Consider the following 16,655-nt stretch of genomic DNA (forward strand, 5'->3'; position numbering starts at 1 on the left):
CTGCGCCGGGGCCGATAGAATGTGCAGGCAGCAACATGTTCATGAGCCCGAAATGCTAGCAGACCCGACCCCCTCCCCGCTGGCCCGCCACTGGCGGCAGCGCGACCTGCAGGTGCTGTGGCACCCGTGCACGCAGATGCGTGAGCATCCGGACACCCTGCCGCTGGTGCCGATCGCCCGTGGCGAAGGCGCGTGGCTGATCGACCACGACGGCCACCGCTACCTGGACGCCGTCAGCAGCTGGTGGACCAACCTGTTCGGTCATGCCGAACCGCGCATCGGCGGTGCCATTGCCACCCAGGCCACGCAGCTGGAACAGGTGATGCTGGCCGGCTTCAGCCATGAGCCGGCCATCACCCTGGCCGAACGCCTGCTGGCATTGGCACCACGCCAGCCCGGCCGCGAGCCGCTGGCCAAGGTGTTCTACGCCGACAACGGCTCGGCCGGCGTGGAAGTGGCGCTGAAGATGGCCTTCCAGTATTTCCAGAACCGTGGGGAGCCGCGGCGCACGCGTTTCATTGCACTGGAAAACGGCTACCACGGCGAGACCCTGGGCGCGCTGGCGCTGGGTGACATCCCGCTGTATCGCCGCGTCTATGCGCCGCTGCTGGCCGAAGCGCTGTTCGCGCCGTCGCCCGATGCCTACCTGGCCGAACCCGGCCAGAGCGCGGCCGACCGCGCGCGGCAGGCTGCCGACGGCCTGGCCACGCTGTTCGACCAGCATCCGGGCGAGATCTGCGCGGTGATCCTGGAACCACGCCTGCAGTGTGCCGGCGGCATGCGCATGCATGACCCGGTCTATCTGCAGCGCGTGCGCGAACTGTGCGATGCCCATGGCGCGTTCATGATCGCCGACGAGATCGCCACCGGCTTCGGCCGCACCGGCACCCTGTTCGCCTGCGAGCAGGCAGGGGTGATGCCGGACCTGATGTGCCTTTCCAAGGGCCTGACCGGTGGCTTCCTGCCGCTGGCCGCCGTGCTGGCCACGCAGGCGCTGTACGACGCCTTCCTCGACGACTCGCGCGAGCGCGCCTTCCTGCATTCGCACAGCTACACCGGCAATCCGCTGGCCTGCGCGGCGGCACTGGCGACGCTGGACATCTTCCGCGACGACGATGTGATCGCCCGCAACCGGGGCATCGCGTCGGTGATGGGCACGCTGGCGGCGCCATTTTCCGACCATCCGCACGTGGCCGACGTGCGCCAGGCCGGCATGGTGGTGGCGTTCGAGCTGTCGCGCGACGGCAACAGGCGCACGCCGTTCGACCCGGGCCTGCGGCTGGGCCTGCACGCTTACAAGGCCGCCCTCAAGCGCGGCGTGGTGCTGCGCCCGCTGGGCGACGTGCTGTACTGGATGCCACCCTATTGCGTGGATGACGAACAACTGGAGCTGCTGGCACACACCACGCTGGCGGCCATCGACGAGGCGATTGCATGCGCGTGACCCGCTGCCCCATCGACCTGGCGCTGCACAGCGGCCAGACCGTGACCCTGCCGGAAGAGACGGCCAACCACCTGGTGCGGGTGATGCGCCTGCGCGAGGGAGACACCTGCGTGCTGTTCAACGGCGACGGCCATGACTACAGCGCCACGCTGACCGTGGCCGGCAAGCGCGAAGTGCAGGTGCGCATCGATGCTGTGCAGGCCATCGATAATGAATCACCGCTGGCGATCACCCTGCTGCAGGGCATCGCCCGTGGCGAGAAGATGGACCTGATCCTGCAGAAGGCCACCGAACTGGGCGTGGCGGCGATCATTCCGGTCAACGCCGAGCGCACCGAGGTGAAGCTCGATGCCGCGCGCGCCGAGAAGCGCGTGGCGCACTGGAACAACGTGGTGACGTCGGCCTGCGGCCAGTCCGGGCGTGCGCGCATTCCGCAGGTGGGGCCTCCGCTGTCGCTGGCGCAGGCCGCGGCGGCGCTGCCGGCCGATACGCTGCGGCTGACCCTGGATCCGCGGGGCGCACATCGCCTGTCGACGCTGACGGCCGCTCCGGCAGGGGGCGTCGTGCTCGCGATCGGCCCGGAAGGGGGCTGGTCGCCGCGCGACCGCGACCAGCTGGCGGCGGCAGGGTTCCAGGGACTGCAGCTGGGCCCGCGGATCCTGCGCACGGAAACGGCCGGGCTGGCCGCGGTCGCGGCGTTGCAGGCGCGGTTGGGCGACCTGGGATAAGACAGGTTCGTGGTAGTGCCGGCCGCTGGCCGGCATCCACGGGATCATGAGGTTGCCGGCCAGCGGCCGGCACTACCGGTCTGGTGGATCAGGCGGCGAGCGAATCCAGCGCCGCTTCCAACGCGTCCAGGTTCGGCAGCAGCGCACTCTGCTCACCCAACAGCACGCGCATGTGCACGGTCTGCGGCAGGGTTTCTTCGGAGGCGTCGGCCAGCAGGCCATCGCGTGGCACCGAGATCAGCTGCGGGAAGTTCTGCGTCAGCAGCGCGTAGTACGGGCGCTGCGCGTTGCCGCTGAGGGACTTCAGCACCACCACCTTGTTGTGGCCGGCCACGGTCTCTTCGCCCAGCCCCGAAAGGCGCGCGAACGACACCAGCGGCACCTGCCAGCCGTGCCAGCCGATCTCGCCTACCAGCCAGCGCGGCGCATCGGAGACCGGCTGCACCGGCACGCGCGACATCATTTCGGCCACGGTGGCATTGGGCAGCAGCACGCGCTCGTTGCCGGCCTGGATCAGGACGCCGCGGATTTCGTCATTGCTGGCATAGCTCATGGTGCGTCTCCGTTGTCGTCCTGCTCACCCCAGCGCGCGGCAATTGCCTGCGCCAGTTCCTGCGGTTCACCGGCCACCATGCCGGCAGCCACCACGGCGGTGGCCGCCGCCGGGTCATAGCAGCCCTCGCCCACCTGCCCGGCCACCCACGCACCGGCGGCCGCCAGGTCCAGCGCCGGGCCTACGTGGGCCAGGTCGGCACCGCTGAGCAGCACCAGTGCGGTGTGTTCGGCCGGCAGCGAAGCGAGCGAAATACCGTTGGCATCGCTCTGGAAATGCAGGCCATCGCTGGCCGCGCGCACGCCGATATCATCGGCCAGCACGTGCACCTCGCCCGGCACCGCGTGCTGGCCGGCCTCGGCCAGCTGCACCGGCAACGGCGAAACACGGGACATCTGCTTGACCAGGTTGCCGTAGCGGCCACCATCCAGACGCATGTGCACCAACACCGGCACGCTCAACGACGCAGGCAGTGCGCCGAGCAGGCGACGCAACGCATCCGGGCCACCGATGCCGGCCAGCACCAGCAGCGATGCGGCACGCGCACCGGCCGGGGCGGCGGCATCCAGATCGACCAGGCTCAAATGATCGGTATCGAACGAGGGCTGCGGCGCGACGACCGGCGCCACGGCTTCTGCCGATACAGGTGCTTCGATCGATTCCTCGACCAGCGACCAGGCGGTGTGATCGAAGGAGACCGGCGGTGTCGCGGGCGCCGCCGGTTCGGCCAGTGCCTGCGGCGCCGAAGGCGGATCCAGAGGCTCGGGCACGACCGGCTGCAGCGCCGCCAGGGCCTGCTCCAGCGCGATCGGTTCGTGCAGGTCTGCCGGTGGCGAATACAGGCCGTCGGCCGGAACGTCATCGGCCCAGCTCAGCGCCTGTTCCAGGTGCGTGCGCAGGGCTTCTTCCTGCGGCGCCGGCGCGGGCGCCGGATGACCAGGCTCCAGCTGCAGGCTGGGCTCTTCTTCGGCGCCCGGCGGCAACACCTGCTGGTGGCCGTGCAGCTTGGCGGCCAGGTGGCGCCCCCAACGTTGCGCCTCCCAGCCGTCGCGGCGGGCGGCCAGCTCAGCCTCATCGAACACCAGGGTCAGCCCCGGTGCCGAGAGCGCGGATTCCAACCGTTCCAGTGCGTCCTCGATGGCAGCTTCCAGCGCGATCACCACGAACTGCGGATCCGCGGCCTGCAGGACCTGCGGCTCCAGGCCGTTCGGATCATCTTCCAGGACCAGCTGTACATCGGCATGCGCCAGTGCCTCGCGCAGGCGTTCACGCGCCGCACCGGGGCGGGCCAGCAGGGCGACGGCCGGGGCCGGATGGGTTTCACTCACGGACACGGGCGATCCCCAGCAGGTCGTACACGTTACGCATCAGGTCCAGTTCCTGGTACGGCTTGCCCAGATAACGCTGGACACCGATCTCGAAGGCACGCTGGCGGTGCTTGTCGCCGCTGCGCGAGGTGATCATCACGATCGGCACATCCCTGTAGCGCGGATCGGCACGCATCACAGTGGCCAGCTCGTAGCCGTCCATGCGCGGCATCTCGATGTCCAGCAACATCAGGTCCGGCACGCGCTCTTCCAAGCGCTCCAGTGCTTCCACGCCATCGCGGGCGACACTGACTTCGAAGTTGTGGCGCTCGAGGATGCGGCCGGTCACCTTGCGCATGGTCAGCGAGTCATCGACCACCATCACCAGCGGCACCTGGCGTTCGTCGCGCGGTGCATTGGCCAGCACCGGTGCCGTCGGATTGGCCAGGAAGCGGCGCACCAGCGGCGCGACGTCCAGGATCACCACCACGCGGCCATCGCCGGTGATGGTGGCACCGTAGATGCCCGGTACCGATGCGATCTGCAGGCCGACCGGCTTGACCACGATTTCGCGGTTGCCCAGCACCTGGTCGATCGCCACGGCTGCACGCAGGTCACCGGCACGGACCAGCAACAGCGGCACCTGGTCCTGGCCATCGGCACGCGCCGGGGCCTGCCCGACCAGGCTGCCGAGGTCATACAACGGATAGTCTTCGCCGCTGTAGCGGTAGCTGCTGTCGGCGGCCTCGAAACGTTCGCGCGACAGGCGGCCGATACCGCTGACCGAGGCCACCGGCACGGCGAAGGTGGTCTCGCCGATCTGCACGAACACCGCCTGGGTGACGGCCAGCGTCTGCGGCAGGCGCAGGGTGAAGCGCACGCCCTGGCCGCGCACCGACTGGATGTCGACCGAGCCGCCCAGCTGGCGCACTTCGTTGCGCACCACGTCCATGCCCACGCCACGACCGGCCAGCTGGCTGACCTGGTCGGCGGTGGAGAAACCGGAGGCGAAAATCAGGTTGTCCAGTTCCTGATCGTTCGGCTGCGCGTCGGCGGCCAACAGGCCACGGTCGATGGCGCGGCGGCGGATCGCTTCGCGATCGAGGCCGGCACCGTCATCGGCCACTTCCAGCACGATTTCCGAGCCTTCACGGTGCAGGCGGATGGCAACTTCGCCCTCTTCCGGCTTGCCGGCGGCGCGGCGCTGTTCCGGCGCTTCCAGGCCATGGGCCACCGAGTTGCGCAGCATGTGTTCGAGCGGCGCGACCATGCGGTCGAGAACATTGCGGTCCAGTTCGCCGTGGGTGCCTTCCAGGGTCAGGTGCACCTGCTTGCCGGTATCCATGCCGGACTGGCGGACCACGCGGCGCAGGCGCGGCACCAGGCCATCGAACGGCACCATGCGCGCGCGCATCAGGCCGTCCTGCAGCTCGGAGCTGACGCGCGACTGCTGTTGCAGCAGCGAATCGTACTGGCGCGACAGATCGTCCAGCACCCCTTGCAGCCCGCCAAGGTCGGCCGCCGATTCGTTCAGCGCACGGCTGAGCTGTTGCAGCGTGGAGAAGCGGTCCAGCTCCAGCGGATCGAACTTCTGGTCTGCCTGGTCCTGCTCACGCTGGTAGCGGGCGACGATCTGCGCTTCGGTTTCCAGGTCGAGCCGGCGCAACTGGTCGCGCAGTCGCGCGTTGGTGCGCTCCAGCTCGCCCATCGCACCACGGAACGCGCCGAGCTGCTGCTCAAGGCGCGAGCGGTAGATCGCCACTTCACCGGCATGGTTGACCAGGCGGTCGAGCAGATCCGCGCGCACGCGCACCTGTTCCTGCTGCGGGCGTGCCAGCGGATCTTCATCGACCACGCCTTCGGCCGGCAGCGGTGCCGACAGCGGCGCGTCGAGCAGTGCCGGCGCCGGGCTGGCAACCGGTGCAGAAGTGGCTTCTGCGACGCTCGGCACGTTGGCTGCAGCTACGGCAGCCGCCGCTGCCGCAGCGAGATCGGTGGTCGTACGCACTTCGAACGCATCGACCAGGTCCTGCGCCGGTTCCACCACTCGATGGTCACCGGTGCGGGTGAGCAGCTGGTGCAGGCGATCGAATCCGCGCTCCAGCAACTGCACATCGCGGCGTTCGATCTCGGTGCGACCAGCGGCGACGGCTTCCAGCAACGATTCGATGCTGTGGCCAAGATCGCCGATGGCGTTGATGCCGGCCATGCGTGCGCCACCCTTCAGGGTATGCAGGTCACGCTGCAGGCCGGCCAGCACCTCGCGGTCCTGCGGCGCATCGCGCAGCTCGCTGATCAGGCCATCGCAGTGGTCGAGCAGGTCCTTGCCTTCCTCGACGAAGATGTCGACCAGCTCGCGATCGTAGACGCTGAAGTCGAGCGTATCGGCGCTGTCTTCCGGCACCGGGATGTCAAGGACGTCGGGTGCCACGGTTTCAGCCACGTCGGCGTCAGGCACGCCAACGGCCGGGGCATCCGACGCGGTATCGGCCTCGGCATCGGCAGCTTCGGCGTGGACTTCCACCTGGCCCGGCGCGTCTTCCAGTTCGAAGAACCGCACCGGCTCGGCGGTTGCCGGCGCCGCGGCCTCCGCGATCTCCTCATTCACCGTCGCCGGGGACGGCTGATCGGCGCTCTCTCCTTCACCGATCGCCGCCTCCCCGCCGACGTCCGCATCCTCGGCAAAGGCTTCCGCCTCGCCCGGCGCGAGTTCGCTGGCCTGCAGGCCGAGCACGGACCATTGCCCGTCGTCGGCCAGGGGCTGCTCTTCGTCGATCACGTGCAGGCCGGCCTCGAGCGCGGCGTCCAGCGAGACCGGTTCTGCAAACCCCGGCGCAGCCATTTCATCCTGCAGGCTCGACAGCTCGCTGTCGAGTGGCAGTGCAGCAGGCGTCTCGAATGCCTCAGGGTCAGCGACGTGCACGTGATCGAACGAGGACGCATTCAGGTCAGATGCGACGGCTTCGACAGCATCCGGAATCTCTTCGGCATCGCGGTCGTCGACCGGCAGCGCACTGGCATCCAGGTACGGCGACAGATCGTCCACGACGGTCAAACCGGCATCGTCGGCCAACAGCGGCGCGCTTTCGGCCTCCGTCTCGACACCGTCTACCTCAACGCCCGGAACATCGTCGGCCACCTGGATCGATTCGACCACCGGTAGCGACGCCGCTCCCTCACCCGGTACCGACGGCCATCCGGCATCGAAGTAGCGCGAAAGATCGTCGCTGGCGGTCAGCTCACCGACCTCCAGCCCGCCCTCGCCCTCGATCGCCGCATCCTCGACCGGGGCTTCGGCGACATCGGCAACTGCCTGCGGTTCCTGCTCCGGCGCGACGGACGAAGGCGGTACCGCATCGGTTTCAGGCGCGATGGCTGCCGAGGCGTCCGCATCCAATTCCGCCGTCGGTTTGTCATCCAGCGCCAGCTCGGCTTCGTCGTCCTCCAGGCCCACCATCGGCCAGCGCGCTTCCGGCAACTCGCTGGCCAGCGCCTGCAGGCGCTGTGCCAGTACCTGTTGCGGTGCGATGCGCGGCTGTTCGGCCTGCAGCGCTTCCATGGTGGCGGTGATCGCCTGCGCGGTCGCATCCAGCGCGGCCACGCCTTCATCATTCGGCACCACCTCGGCGGCCAGCGCACGCTTGATGTAGGACTCGGCACCGCCGGTTACAGCCGTGATCTCGGGCACTTCGGTCATCGCGAAGGCGCCGTTCATGGTGTGCACTGCGCGCAGGAGTGCGTCGCTGACCGGCTGCGGTGCCTGCTGCGCCGAACGCAGCCAGTCCTGCAGGGTGGCCTGGTGGACTTCCACCTCGGCCTCGAGAATCTCGCGCAACACGCTGTCGATGTTGGCCGGCGTGCCGGTGGTTTCGGCCTCCTCGGCGGTATCGGCCAGCGCCGAAGCGGCAATCTCCGCGTCGAGAATGCGGCTGATCTCGTCTTCGCCCTCGGCTTCGGCCACCGGTGCAACCGGTGCAGTGGCCCCAGGCAGGGGGACGTAGTAGGTTTCCTCGCCTGCACCGACACGATCGGCGATGGCCTGCATGGCCTGCAGGTCGACGCTGATGCGCTGGCCATGGCGCAGCGCCGCGTTCAGCTGGGGCAGCGCCGCATGCGCGTTGTCGACCATCGCCAGCACGGCGGGGGATGCAGCGCGGCTGCCATCCAGCACGCGGTTGAGCATGCCTTCGATCTTCCACGCGAACTCACCCAGGGTGCGTGCGCCGACCAGGCGGCCACTGCCCTTGAGGGTATGGAAGATGCGGCGGATCGGGCGCAGCCGGTCCATGTTGTCCGGCTGCATCCGCCATGCCGGCAGTAGCGTGCCGAGATTGGCCAGCTCATCGTCGAACTCTTCCAGGAACACCTCGCGGATGTCCTCGTCGATGTTCTCGGCATCGTCGTCGAAACCAGCGTCGAAGCCCGCATTGGTGTCGGCATCGGTCCCGGCAACGGCCGAATCCACCGCCTCTGGCGCTGCCGCAGCGGCCATCGCCTGTGGATTGAAGCCGGCAGCGGCCGCACTCAACTCGGCGAAGAACTGGGCGTCGGCGTCGCTGAAATCGATCGGCGCGATGGTGTCGATATCGATCACCGACACGGCCGGCGCCGAGGTTTCCGCTGCCGGGATGGGCGCTTCGATCGACGGCGGCGTGATCAACGTTGCCGGCAGGTCATCCGGGGCCTCATCCACCTCGGCCAGCACTGCGGGCGATACATCGGCCAGCGGCGGGACGACGGCATCGACGATCTCCAGCGAAGGATGCAACGCGGCGTCATCGTCCAGCGACGGCGTTTCCATCGCATGCAGCGACAGCACGTCGTCAGCGTTGTCCAGCGCGTCGGCATCGAAGCGGAACACCACGTCGTCGGCCACGGCAGCCGCATCCTGTTCGGCCGCCACCGGGTCGAATACCGGTGCAGCATCGAAAGCGGTCGCGGAGGAATCCACCGCGTCCGTCCTCTCATCGATCACAGGCGCTGCGGTGTCCTCAAGCATCTGCGGCGCCTCGGACAGCGACCACTGCGGTGCACCGGGGGGGCCGCTGTCAGCCAGTTCGAAGCTGACCGGATCGAAACTGGCGAAGGTCGGGCTGCGCTCGTCATCGGCAGGCACGATGGCGTCGGCCTCCGGATGGAACGGCGCCAGCTCCCACTGCGGGACATCCGGCGCAGGTGCGCTGGACGCCGCGAAGACCAGCGATGCCCCCGCATCGTCGTGCGTCGGCGACGGCGAAGCATCGATATCAGCCTTGCTGGCGGCCACGGCGGCCACGGTGCCCAGTGCGCCGAACATCAGGCGGTTGTCGGACACCATCGGCGCCGGCGAGGCCGGCGGCGGATCGAAGGTGAAGTCCGGCAGTGGCACCGGCACGTCGCCGGCAGCGGGCGCCGCAGGCTGCACCGGAACCTCGACGCGCTCCGGCTGCAGGGGCTCGGCCTGCAACGCAACCAGCTCACGTTCGACCGGCAGCAGTGCCGGCGCGTCCGGCGCGACGGCATTGTGCTCCGGCAGCGGCCAGTAGCGCAGAGCCTCGAGGCTGCTGCGGGTGATTTCGAGGATGTCCTCGCGGCCCGGGCGGCGGTCGCGCAGGGCTTCCAGGTAGTACTCCAGGCTGGCCATGGCATCGGCCAGGGTGTCCAGCTGGCGGCCACTGGGCACGCGCTGGCGGCCGATCAGTTCGGCCTCGATGTACTGCTGCACGCCGCGCAGGTAATCGGCGGCGGTACCCAGGTCGAGCATGCGCAGCGCGCCGGACACATCGCCCAGCAGGCGTGGTACATCCTGCAGCTCGGCATGGTTCCAGCTGGTTTCGATGAAGGCGACGAAATGCTCGCGGGCAGCGGCGAAGTTGGCGATGGCTTCATGCGCCAGCACCTCCACCGTGCGCCGGTTCTCGACCGCGCTCGGATCGTCCTCGCCACTGCCGCCGGCGCCCAGATGGGCAACCTGGTCGTCCAGCGAGGCATCGACGTACAGCAGTGCACCGGCAATATCCAGCAGCAGGTTCTCGTCAATCTGCTGGCGACCTTCGACCACGCCGCGCAGCGCATCGCGCTGCTGCACGACCACGCCGCGGGCCACGCCCAGGCCCATCATGCCCAGCGTATCGGCCACGGCGCCGAGCTCGTTGGCCTGGGTCTGCAGCTGTTCCGGCGCACCACCGGTGCGCAGGTGCAGGTCAAGCGCATCCTTGATGCGCAGCAGTTCTTCCTTCACCGCACTGCCGACCGTGTCGAGCAGCTCGCGGTTGCGTCCGCTCAGGCTGCCACGGGCATGGTCCAGCTCGGCCTCGGTGGCGGTGACGCTCTCCGGCGCAAAGGCCAGCAGCACACTGTCAGTGACGCCTTCTTCGCCGCGCGACGCACGGATCTCGTTGAGCAGCGGCATCAGCACGATCGGAATGTCGCGATGGCCGTTCTGCAGGCGTTCCAGATAGTCGGGCAGCAGCACGCTGCCACGCATCAGGGTTGCGCAGGCTTCATCACGGTCGGCCACGCGACCGGCGCCGATGGCATTGGCCAGCTGCTCCAGTTCTTCGGCCACCATCGCCGGGGCATACAGCTCGACCATGCGCAGGGTGCCCTGCACCTGGTGCAGGTAGCCGGCGCAGATGCGCATGCGGCTGGCATCGGTCGGGTCTTCGGCGTAGTACTCGACCTCGTTGCGCACCTGGCGCAGGGTCTCGTCCAGCTCGGGCTTGACCCAGCCCAGCGCTGCGTGGCTCATCGCATCGCGCAGACTGCTCATGGACGCGCTCCGTTCGCCGCCGCGCGGTGGCCGCGCGAGTTCTGGCGTGGGGAATGGAAATGCTTCATCGACTGGTTCCTTGCTCGCCGCCCTGCCCGCGTCACGCCGGCAGCTTGAAGTCGGCGACCGAACGGCGCAGGTCCGCCGCCAGCTGCGCGAGGTGGCCGATCGACTCGGCGGTCTGTCCGGCACCCTGCGAGGTCTGCCCGGTGATCTGCCGGATCACGCCCATGGTGCGGGTGATGTCCGAGGCGGCGGCCGACTGCTGCTGGGCGGCGATCGAGATGTTCTTGATGAGGGTGTTCAGCGCGTTTGACACGCGTTCGATCTCGGTCAGCGCGGTACCGGCGTCCTCGGCCAGGCGCGCACCAGACACCACTTCGGCCGTGGTCTGCTCCATCGAGGTGACCGCTTCATTGGTGTCGGCCTGAATGGCCTGGACCAGGTTTTCGATGCGTCGGGTCGCACCCGAGGTGCGTTCTGCCAGGCGCTGCACTTCGTCCGCCACGACCGCGAAACCGCGGCCCGCTTCACCGGCCGACGCGGCCTGCACCGCCGCGTTCAACGCCAGGATGTTGGTCTGCTCGGAGATGTCGTTGATCAGTTCCACGATCGAGCCGATTTCCTGCGACGACTCGCCCAGGCGCTTGATGCGCTTGGAGGTTTCCTGGATCTGGTCACGGATCTGGTCCATGCCCTGGATGGTCTCGCGCACCACGCCGGCACCTTCGGCAGCGATCACCACCGAGCGCTGTGCCACGTCGGCCGACTCGGCCGAGTTGCGCGACACCTGCTCGATGCTCGCCGCGATCTCCCCGATGCGGTCCGAAGCCGAGGTGATCTGGTTGGCCTGGTGCCCTGCGGCCTCTGCCAGCTGCATGGCGGTGGCCTGGGTTTCCTGGGTGGACATCGCGACCTTGGCCGAGGTGTCATTGATGGTGGTCACCAGGTGGCGCAGCTCGTCGACCGCGTAGTTGATCGCGTCGGCGATCGCGCCAGTCATGTCCTCGGTCACCGAGGCCTTCACCGTCAGGTCGCCCTCGCCGAGCGAGGAGATTTCGTCCAGCAGCCGCATGATCGCCTGCTGGTTGCGGCTGTTGAATTCCACCTGGGTCTGGTAGCGCAGTTCCTGCTCGCGCGAGCGGCTGCGCACGTTGGTGGAGACGAAGCCGATGATCGCGATCAGCGACAGCGCACCGGAGACCACGCCAATCCAGAAGTTCGGGAACAGGCGGGTGTCGGATACCGAGCCGAACGAGGAGAACGCGTCGAACAACTTGCGGCTGTCATCCAGCATGTGGGCCGAACCCTGGCCCAGCGCGGTGGCAGCGGACTGCGCCGCGAACAGCTGGCGCGAGCTGGCCAGGATCGCGTCGGCGTCCTGCTTCATCGCTTCCCACTTCTGCTGCGACTGTTCCAGCGCGGCCACGGCGGCGGCACCGCGCACGGCGGTGATGCCCAGTTCCTCGTTGCCGTTGCGCAGGCCGTCGAGCACCTGCGAGAACACGGTGATGTCACGTGCCAGCGCATCGCCGGAGGTCGCCGCGGCGCTGCCACCGGCACGCATTTCGGTCACGCGGCGGGCCATCGAACCGGCCACCACAACCTGCTGCAGCGCGCTGTACACCTGCGACGACGGCGCGCCGGAAGCGGACATCGCACGCACCAGCTCGTTCAGCTGGGCCTGCAGGCCCGGCACTGCGCCGGTGAAGTTGTTCGCGTTGCCGGCCAGCGCCAGCACGGCCGGTTCGCTGGCCACCAGCTGCCCGGCCTGCTTGCCCAGCGGCGCCCAGGTCTCGCCGAGGGTGGCGATGGCACCGGCTACGCCCGGCTCCTTGCCGTAGCGTCCCTGCAGGGTCGACACGTTCTGCTCGATCGCGTTGCGGGTGGCCTTGAAGGCGGTGAAGGCCTGGGCGTTGCCGCCGACCGCGTCACGTCCCTGGTTGGCCAGCTGCTGCGACAGCACCTGCAGGTCGGCGGCCTTGGAGCCGGCGTCGGCAAGGCGGCTGCCCTGCCAGGTGGCGACGCCGGTGTTGACGCCGAACAGGATCATCGATGCCAGCAGCAGGAACAGCCAGAGGTTGCTGCCGCCCAGCCGCAGCTTGCCGGTCTTGGTGGCGTCCGAAGCAGTACTCATCGTTCAACCTCGATCTTCAATGCAGGGGGCGATGCCTGGCCTCAGGCCGCGGCTTGCCGGAATTCAGGGGTGCGCGACAGCAGCGAGAGCGAGAACACGCCCCAGTCATGGCCGTCGGCATGGAAAGCACGATCGACGAAATGCCCGTAGCGGCCTTCGGCCAACGTGCCCGCTTCGATCTGCTGGTCCAGCTCGAAGCTGCGCTGGCCGAACAGTTCATCGATGGTCAGTGCGACGTCGCCGCCGGCCTGGCGCATGATCAGCACGCGCTGGCCTTCCTGCTGCACGGTGCGCGTGCCTTCCAGGAAGTACTTCAGGTCGACCACCGGGAACAGGTTGCCGCGCAGGTTGCCCACGCCCAGCAGCCAGGGCTGCGCACAGGGTACCGGGGTCACCGGCGGCATCGGTACGATTTCCACCACTTCGCGGAAATCGGACACCAGCCGGCGCTGGCCGACGCGGAAACCCACGCCACGCCACAGGTCCTGGGCAAACTGTTTTCCGGGCAACTGCACCGCATGGGCCAGGCTGCGCCGTTCATAGGCTTCAAGGATGTCGAAGGGCGAGCGCATCAGGCCACCAGTTCGTTGATCCGCGCGATCAGTTCATCCTCGCGCGGCGGCTTGACGATGTAATCGGCGGCGCCCTGGCGCAGGCCCCAGGCCTTGTCGGTTTCCATCGCCTTGGTGCTGACGATGATCACCGGGATGTGCTTGATCGCCGCATCACGGGCCATCGCACGGGTCGCCTGGAAGCCGCTCATGCCGGGCAGGACCACGTCCATCAGCACCAGCTGCGGCACCTGGTCGCGGACCAGCTGCAGGCCATCCTCGGCGTTGTCCGCTTCCAGCACTTCGTGGCCGGCACGGCGCAGCCACTGGGTGAACACCGCGCGGTCGGTCGGTGAATCCTCGATCAGGACGATACGAGCCATTGTGCCTTTCCCCCCTGGTCAGGCGTTGACGTATGTGCGGATGGCACCCAGCAGTTCTTCACGCGTGAAAGGCTTCGTCAGGTACTGCTCCGAGCCGACGATGCGTCCCCGCGCCTTGTCGAACAGGCCATCCTTGGACGACAGCATGATGACCGGGGTCGCCTTGAACAGCTGGTTGCCCTTGATCAGCGCGCAGGTCTGATACCCGTCCAGGCGCGGCATCATGATGTCGACGAAGATGATCTGCGGCTGCTGGTCTGCGATCTTGGCAAGCGCTTCGAAGCCGTCGGTGGCGGTGACCACCTCGCAGCCTTCGCGCTTGAGCAGCGTTTCCGCAGTCCTGCGGATGGTCTTCGAGTCATCGATGACCATCACCCGGAGTCCTGCGAGTTCCCCGCCCGCAGTCGTGTTTTCAGTCATTGCCTATCCCCAAGCGCACGGCCCGATCTCTGGCGGGGGCCGCTGCGAAAGCGTATCTATATCGCACTTTCCGCGCCCGCTTCAAGGCCGCCCCACGGCGCGGGGCATGGCCCCCTCCTGAACGTGACGGGTTTCGCAATGAGTGCGCGACCGCCGGGCGGACGCTGCGTTGCAGTATGGCAGGGAGGCGCGCGACCGGCGTTGCCGCTACCATCAACGCCTTGCCTGACAGGTGCGCCCATGCCGTTGAACGTCATCGTGGTGATGGACCCCATCGCCCACATCAAGATCGCCAAGGACACCACCTTCGCCATGCTGCTGGAAGCCCAGCGCCGCGGCCATGCCCTGCACTACGTGCGGCCGGGCGGACTGGCCCTGGAAGGTGGCGTGGCGGTGGCCCAGACCGCGCCGCTGCAGGTGCGCGACGACCCGGCCGGCTGGTATGAGCTGGGTGAGTTCAGCCGTACCGAGTTCGGGCCCGGCCAGATCGTGCTGATGCGCAAGGACCCGCCGGTCGACGCCGAGTACATCTACGACACCCAGGTGCTGGACGTGGCCGCCGCTGCCGGTGCCTGCGTGGTCAACAACCCGCAGGGCCTGCGCGACTACAACGAGAAGCTGGCAGCCCTGCTGTTCCCGCAGTGCTGCCCGCCGACCCTGGTCAGCCGCGATGCCAAGGCGCTGAAGGCCTTCGCCCTCGAACACGGCCAGGCCGTGCTGAAGCCGCTGGACGGCATGGGCGGCCGCTCGATTTTCCGCAGCGGCCAGGGCGATCCGAACCTGAACGTGATCCTGGAGACACTGACCGACGGCGGCCGCAAGCTGGCGCTGGCCCAGAAGTTCATTCCCGACATCACCGCCGGCGACAAGCGCATCCTGCTGGTCGACGGTGAACCGGTCGATTACTGCCTGGCGCGCATTCCCCAGGGTGACGAGTTCCGCGGCAACCTGGCGGCCGGCGGCCGTGGCGAAGGGCGCCCGCTGAGCGAGCGTGACCGCTGGATCGCCGGCCAGGTTGGCCCGGAGATGAAGCGTCGTGGCATGCGCTTCGTCGGCCTGGACGTGATCGGCGATTACCTGACCGAGGTCAACGTGACCAGCCCGACCTGCGTGCGCGAGCTCGACGCGCAGTACGGCCTGAACATTGCCGGCACCCTGTTCGACGCGCTCGAGGCCGGCCTGCGCTGATGCCGTCCGCACCCGCCGTTCTGCCCCCGCCGCCACGCGAAGCGCAACGGCTGGGGGCCACCATCGCACTGTCGGTGCTGGTCCACGCCCTGCTGATCCTGGGCGTGGGTTTCGCCGTGAAGGGCGATGCTCCGCTGGTGCCGACGCTGGAAGTGATCTTCAGCCAGACGCGCACCGCACTGACGCCAAAGCAGGCTGATTTCCTTGCCGCCGCCAACCAGGAAGGCGGTGGCGAGCACGACCGCGCACAGCGTCCGCGCGACAACCAGGCCGGCATCGTGCCGCAGGCCCGGTCCGGGTTGAGCCCGGTGCCGCAGCAACAGCAATCGGCCGCCCCGGTTCCGCCGCCGCAGGCACGGGTGGTCAGCAGCCGCAACGGACAGGATACGGTGGCACAGGCGCAGGCCCAGCCAACCCCGGAACGCCCCGAGCCGGACGCGCCGTTGAGTGCACGCGAGCAGCGCGATGTGGAGATGGCGCGACTGGCTGCCGAAGTGCATCTGCGCTCGGCGCAGTATGCCAAGCGCCCGAATCGCAAGTTCGTGTCGGCCAGCACGCGTGAATATGCCTATGCCAATTACCTGCGCGCCTGGGTCGACCGTGCCGAGCGCGTCGGCAACCTGAATTATCCGGACGAGGCCCGGCAGCGCCGGCTCGGCGGCCAAGTGGTGATCAGCGTGGGCGTGCGGCGCGATGGCAGCGTGGAGAGCAGCCGCATTCTGCGTTCAAGCGGGACGCCGCTGCTGGATGAAGCGGCGCTGCGGGTGGTGAAGCTGGCGCAGCCGTTCCCGCCGTTGCCAAAGACCGAGGACGAGATCGACATCCTGCAGGTCACCCGTACCTGGGTGTTCCTGCCGGGCGGCACCCTGCACGACGACCGGTAGCGTTTTGCTGCCCGGGCCTGCGGCCCGGGACCCGCTGAAGGGCTAGAGCAACAGCAACAGCAGCGGTTGGTGTCCTGAAGCTTGGCGGGGCGGTGTCGGGCGGCGGGGACGCCGCAAGTACGTCCGTGTAGGCTTAGCCGCGGCATCCATGCCGCGGATACCCCGCCGCCCGACACCGCCCCGCCTCTGACAGATCGCGGCGCACCATTGCTGTTGGTAGGTGTCGACCTTGGTCGACACACATCCACGCCAGGCGTGGATACGAGCGAAGCGACCCGCTTTTGACTTTGATCTTCTTTTTTTTATTTT

11 protein-coding genes are annotated in these 16,655 nt (G+C 68.3%); 4 read left to right on the forward strand and 7 right to left on the reverse strand.

Going from position 1 to position 16,655, the window contains the following annotated elements; translation table 11 throughout:
* Positions 1-52: 52 nt before the first annotated feature.
* Together bioA and AC5P8U_RS02890 are read left to right on the forward strand one after the other, a co-directional pair.
* Positions 53-1,444 carry an adenosylmethionine--8-amino-7-oxononanoate transaminase gene (gene bioA / locus AC5P8U_RS02885; RefSeq protein WP_216358873.1) on the forward strand — a complete coding sequence of 464 codons (1,392 nt, stop codon included), beginning with the start codon at positions 53-55 and terminating at the stop codon, positions 1,442-1,444.
* Positions 1,435-2,172: a 16S rRNA (uracil(1498)-N(3))-methyltransferase gene (locus AC5P8U_RS02890; RefSeq protein ID WP_111007840.1), complete on the forward strand. Its 738-nt coding sequence runs from the start codon at positions 1,435-1,437 to the stop codon at positions 2,170-2,172. The genes bioA and AC5P8U_RS02890 overlap by 10 nt, the downstream gene beginning before the upstream one ends.
* Positions 2,173-2,260: 88 nt before the next feature.
* On the opposite strand, the gene AC5P8U_RS02895 is transcribed toward AC5P8U_RS02890, so the two are convergent.
* The 7 genes from AC5P8U_RS02895 to pilG all read right to left on the reverse strand — a co-directional run bounded on the left by AC5P8U_RS02895 (position 2,261) and on the right by pilG (position 14,274).
* Positions 2,261-2,725: a chemotaxis protein CheW gene (locus tag AC5P8U_RS02895; protein ID WP_005418442.1), complete on the reverse strand. Its 465-nt coding sequence runs from the start codon at positions 2,723-2,725 to the stop codon at positions 2,261-2,263.
* Positions 2,722-4,059: a chemotaxis protein CheB gene (locus AC5P8U_RS02900; protein WP_088496837.1), complete on the reverse strand. Its 1,338-nt coding sequence runs from the start codon at positions 4,057-4,059 to the stop codon at positions 2,722-2,724. The genes AC5P8U_RS02895 and AC5P8U_RS02900 overlap by 4 nt, the downstream gene beginning before the upstream one ends.
* Positions 4,046-10,783, reverse strand: a complete 6,738-nt coding sequence (locus AC5P8U_RS02905; protein ID WP_495213864.1) for an Hpt domain-containing protein — start codon at positions 10,781-10,783, stop codon at positions 4,046-4,048. The genes AC5P8U_RS02900 and AC5P8U_RS02905 overlap by 14 nt, the downstream gene beginning before the upstream one ends.
* A 100-nt stretch (positions 10,784-10,883) precedes the next feature.
* Positions 10,884-12,920 (reverse strand): methyl-accepting chemotaxis protein, encoded by a 2,037-nt coding sequence (locus tag AC5P8U_RS02910; protein ID WP_049415562.1) that lies wholly within the window; start codon positions 12,918-12,920, stop codon positions 10,884-10,886.
* 41 nt (positions 12,921-12,961) lie between these two features.
* A complete protein-coding gene (locus AC5P8U_RS02915; protein ID WP_005418454.1) occupies positions 12,962-13,492 on the reverse strand; it encodes a chemotaxis protein CheW in 531 nt (176 codons plus the stop codon).
* Positions 13,492-13,854, reverse strand: coding sequence for a response regulator (locus AC5P8U_RS02920; RefSeq protein ID WP_005410717.1), 363 nt, complete (start codon positions 13,852-13,854; stop codon positions 13,492-13,494). Before AC5P8U_RS02920 ends, AC5P8U_RS02915 begins: the two co-directional genes overlap by 1 nt.
* 18 nt (positions 13,855-13,872) lie before the next feature.
* On the reverse strand, positions 13,873-14,274 hold the full coding sequence (gene pilG / locus AC5P8U_RS02925) for a twitching motility response regulator PilG (protein WP_005418455.1): 402 nt from the start codon (positions 14,272-14,274) through the stop codon (positions 13,873-13,875).
* Positions 14,275-14,514: 240 nt separating this feature from the next.
* Here pilG and gshB point away from each other — a divergent pair, with 240 nt between their 5' ends.
* Both gshB and AC5P8U_RS02935 read left to right on the forward strand, forming a co-directional pair.
* The gene (gene gshB, locus AC5P8U_RS02930; RefSeq protein WP_061478899.1) at positions 14,515-15,462 is read left to right on the forward strand and encodes a glutathione synthase; all 948 of its coding nucleotides are present in this window, start codon (positions 14,515-14,517) and stop codon (positions 15,460-15,462) included.
* Entirely contained in the window at positions 15,462-16,346 is an 885-nt protein-coding gene (locus AC5P8U_RS02935; RefSeq protein ID WP_445391246.1) for an energy transducer TonB family protein, read from the forward strand. Before gshB ends, AC5P8U_RS02935 begins: the two co-directional genes overlap by 1 nt.
* Positions 16,347-16,655 lie beyond the last annotated feature (309 nt).

The organism is Stenotrophomonas sp. YJH_SMC_81, assembly GCF_059370875.1.

Bases quoted from the DNA above. Each gene is read 5' to 3' on its own strand.
- bioA (WP_216358873.1), top strand. From the start codon at position 53: ATGCTAGCAGACCCGACCCCCTCCCCGCTGGCCCGCCACTGGCGGCAG.
- AC5P8U_RS02890 (WP_111007840.1), top strand. From the start codon at position 1,435: ATGCGCGTGACCCGCTGCCCCATCGACCTGGCGCTGCACAGCGGCCAG.
- AC5P8U_RS02895 (WP_005418442.1), bottom strand. From the start codon at position 2,725: ATGAGCTATGCCAGCAATGACGAAATCCGCGGCGTCCTGATCCAGGCC.
- AC5P8U_RS02905 (WP_495213864.1), bottom strand. From the start codon at position 10,783: ATGAGCAGTCTGCGCGATGCGATGAGCCACGCAGCGCTGGGCTGGGTC.
- AC5P8U_RS02910 (WP_049415562.1), bottom strand. From the start codon at position 12,920: ATGAGTACTGCTTCGGACGCCACCAAGACCGGCAAGCTGCGGCTGGGC.
- AC5P8U_RS02915 (WP_005418454.1), bottom strand. From the start codon at position 13,492: ATGCGCTCGCCCTTCGACATCCTTGAAGCCTATGAACGGCGCAGCCTG.
- AC5P8U_RS02920 (WP_005410717.1), bottom strand. From the start codon at position 13,854: ATGGCTCGTATCGTCCTGATCGAGGATTCACCGACCGACCGCGCGGTG.
- pilG (WP_005418455.1), bottom strand. From the start codon at position 14,274: ATGACTGAAAACACGACTGCGGGCGGGGAACTCGCAGGACTCCGGGTG.
- gshB (WP_061478899.1), top strand. From the start codon at position 14,515: ATGCCGTTGAACGTCATCGTGGTGATGGACCCCATCGCCCACATCAAG.
- AC5P8U_RS02935 (WP_445391246.1), top strand. From the start codon at position 15,462: ATGCCGTCCGCACCCGCCGTTCTGCCCCCGCCGCCACGCGAAGCGCAA.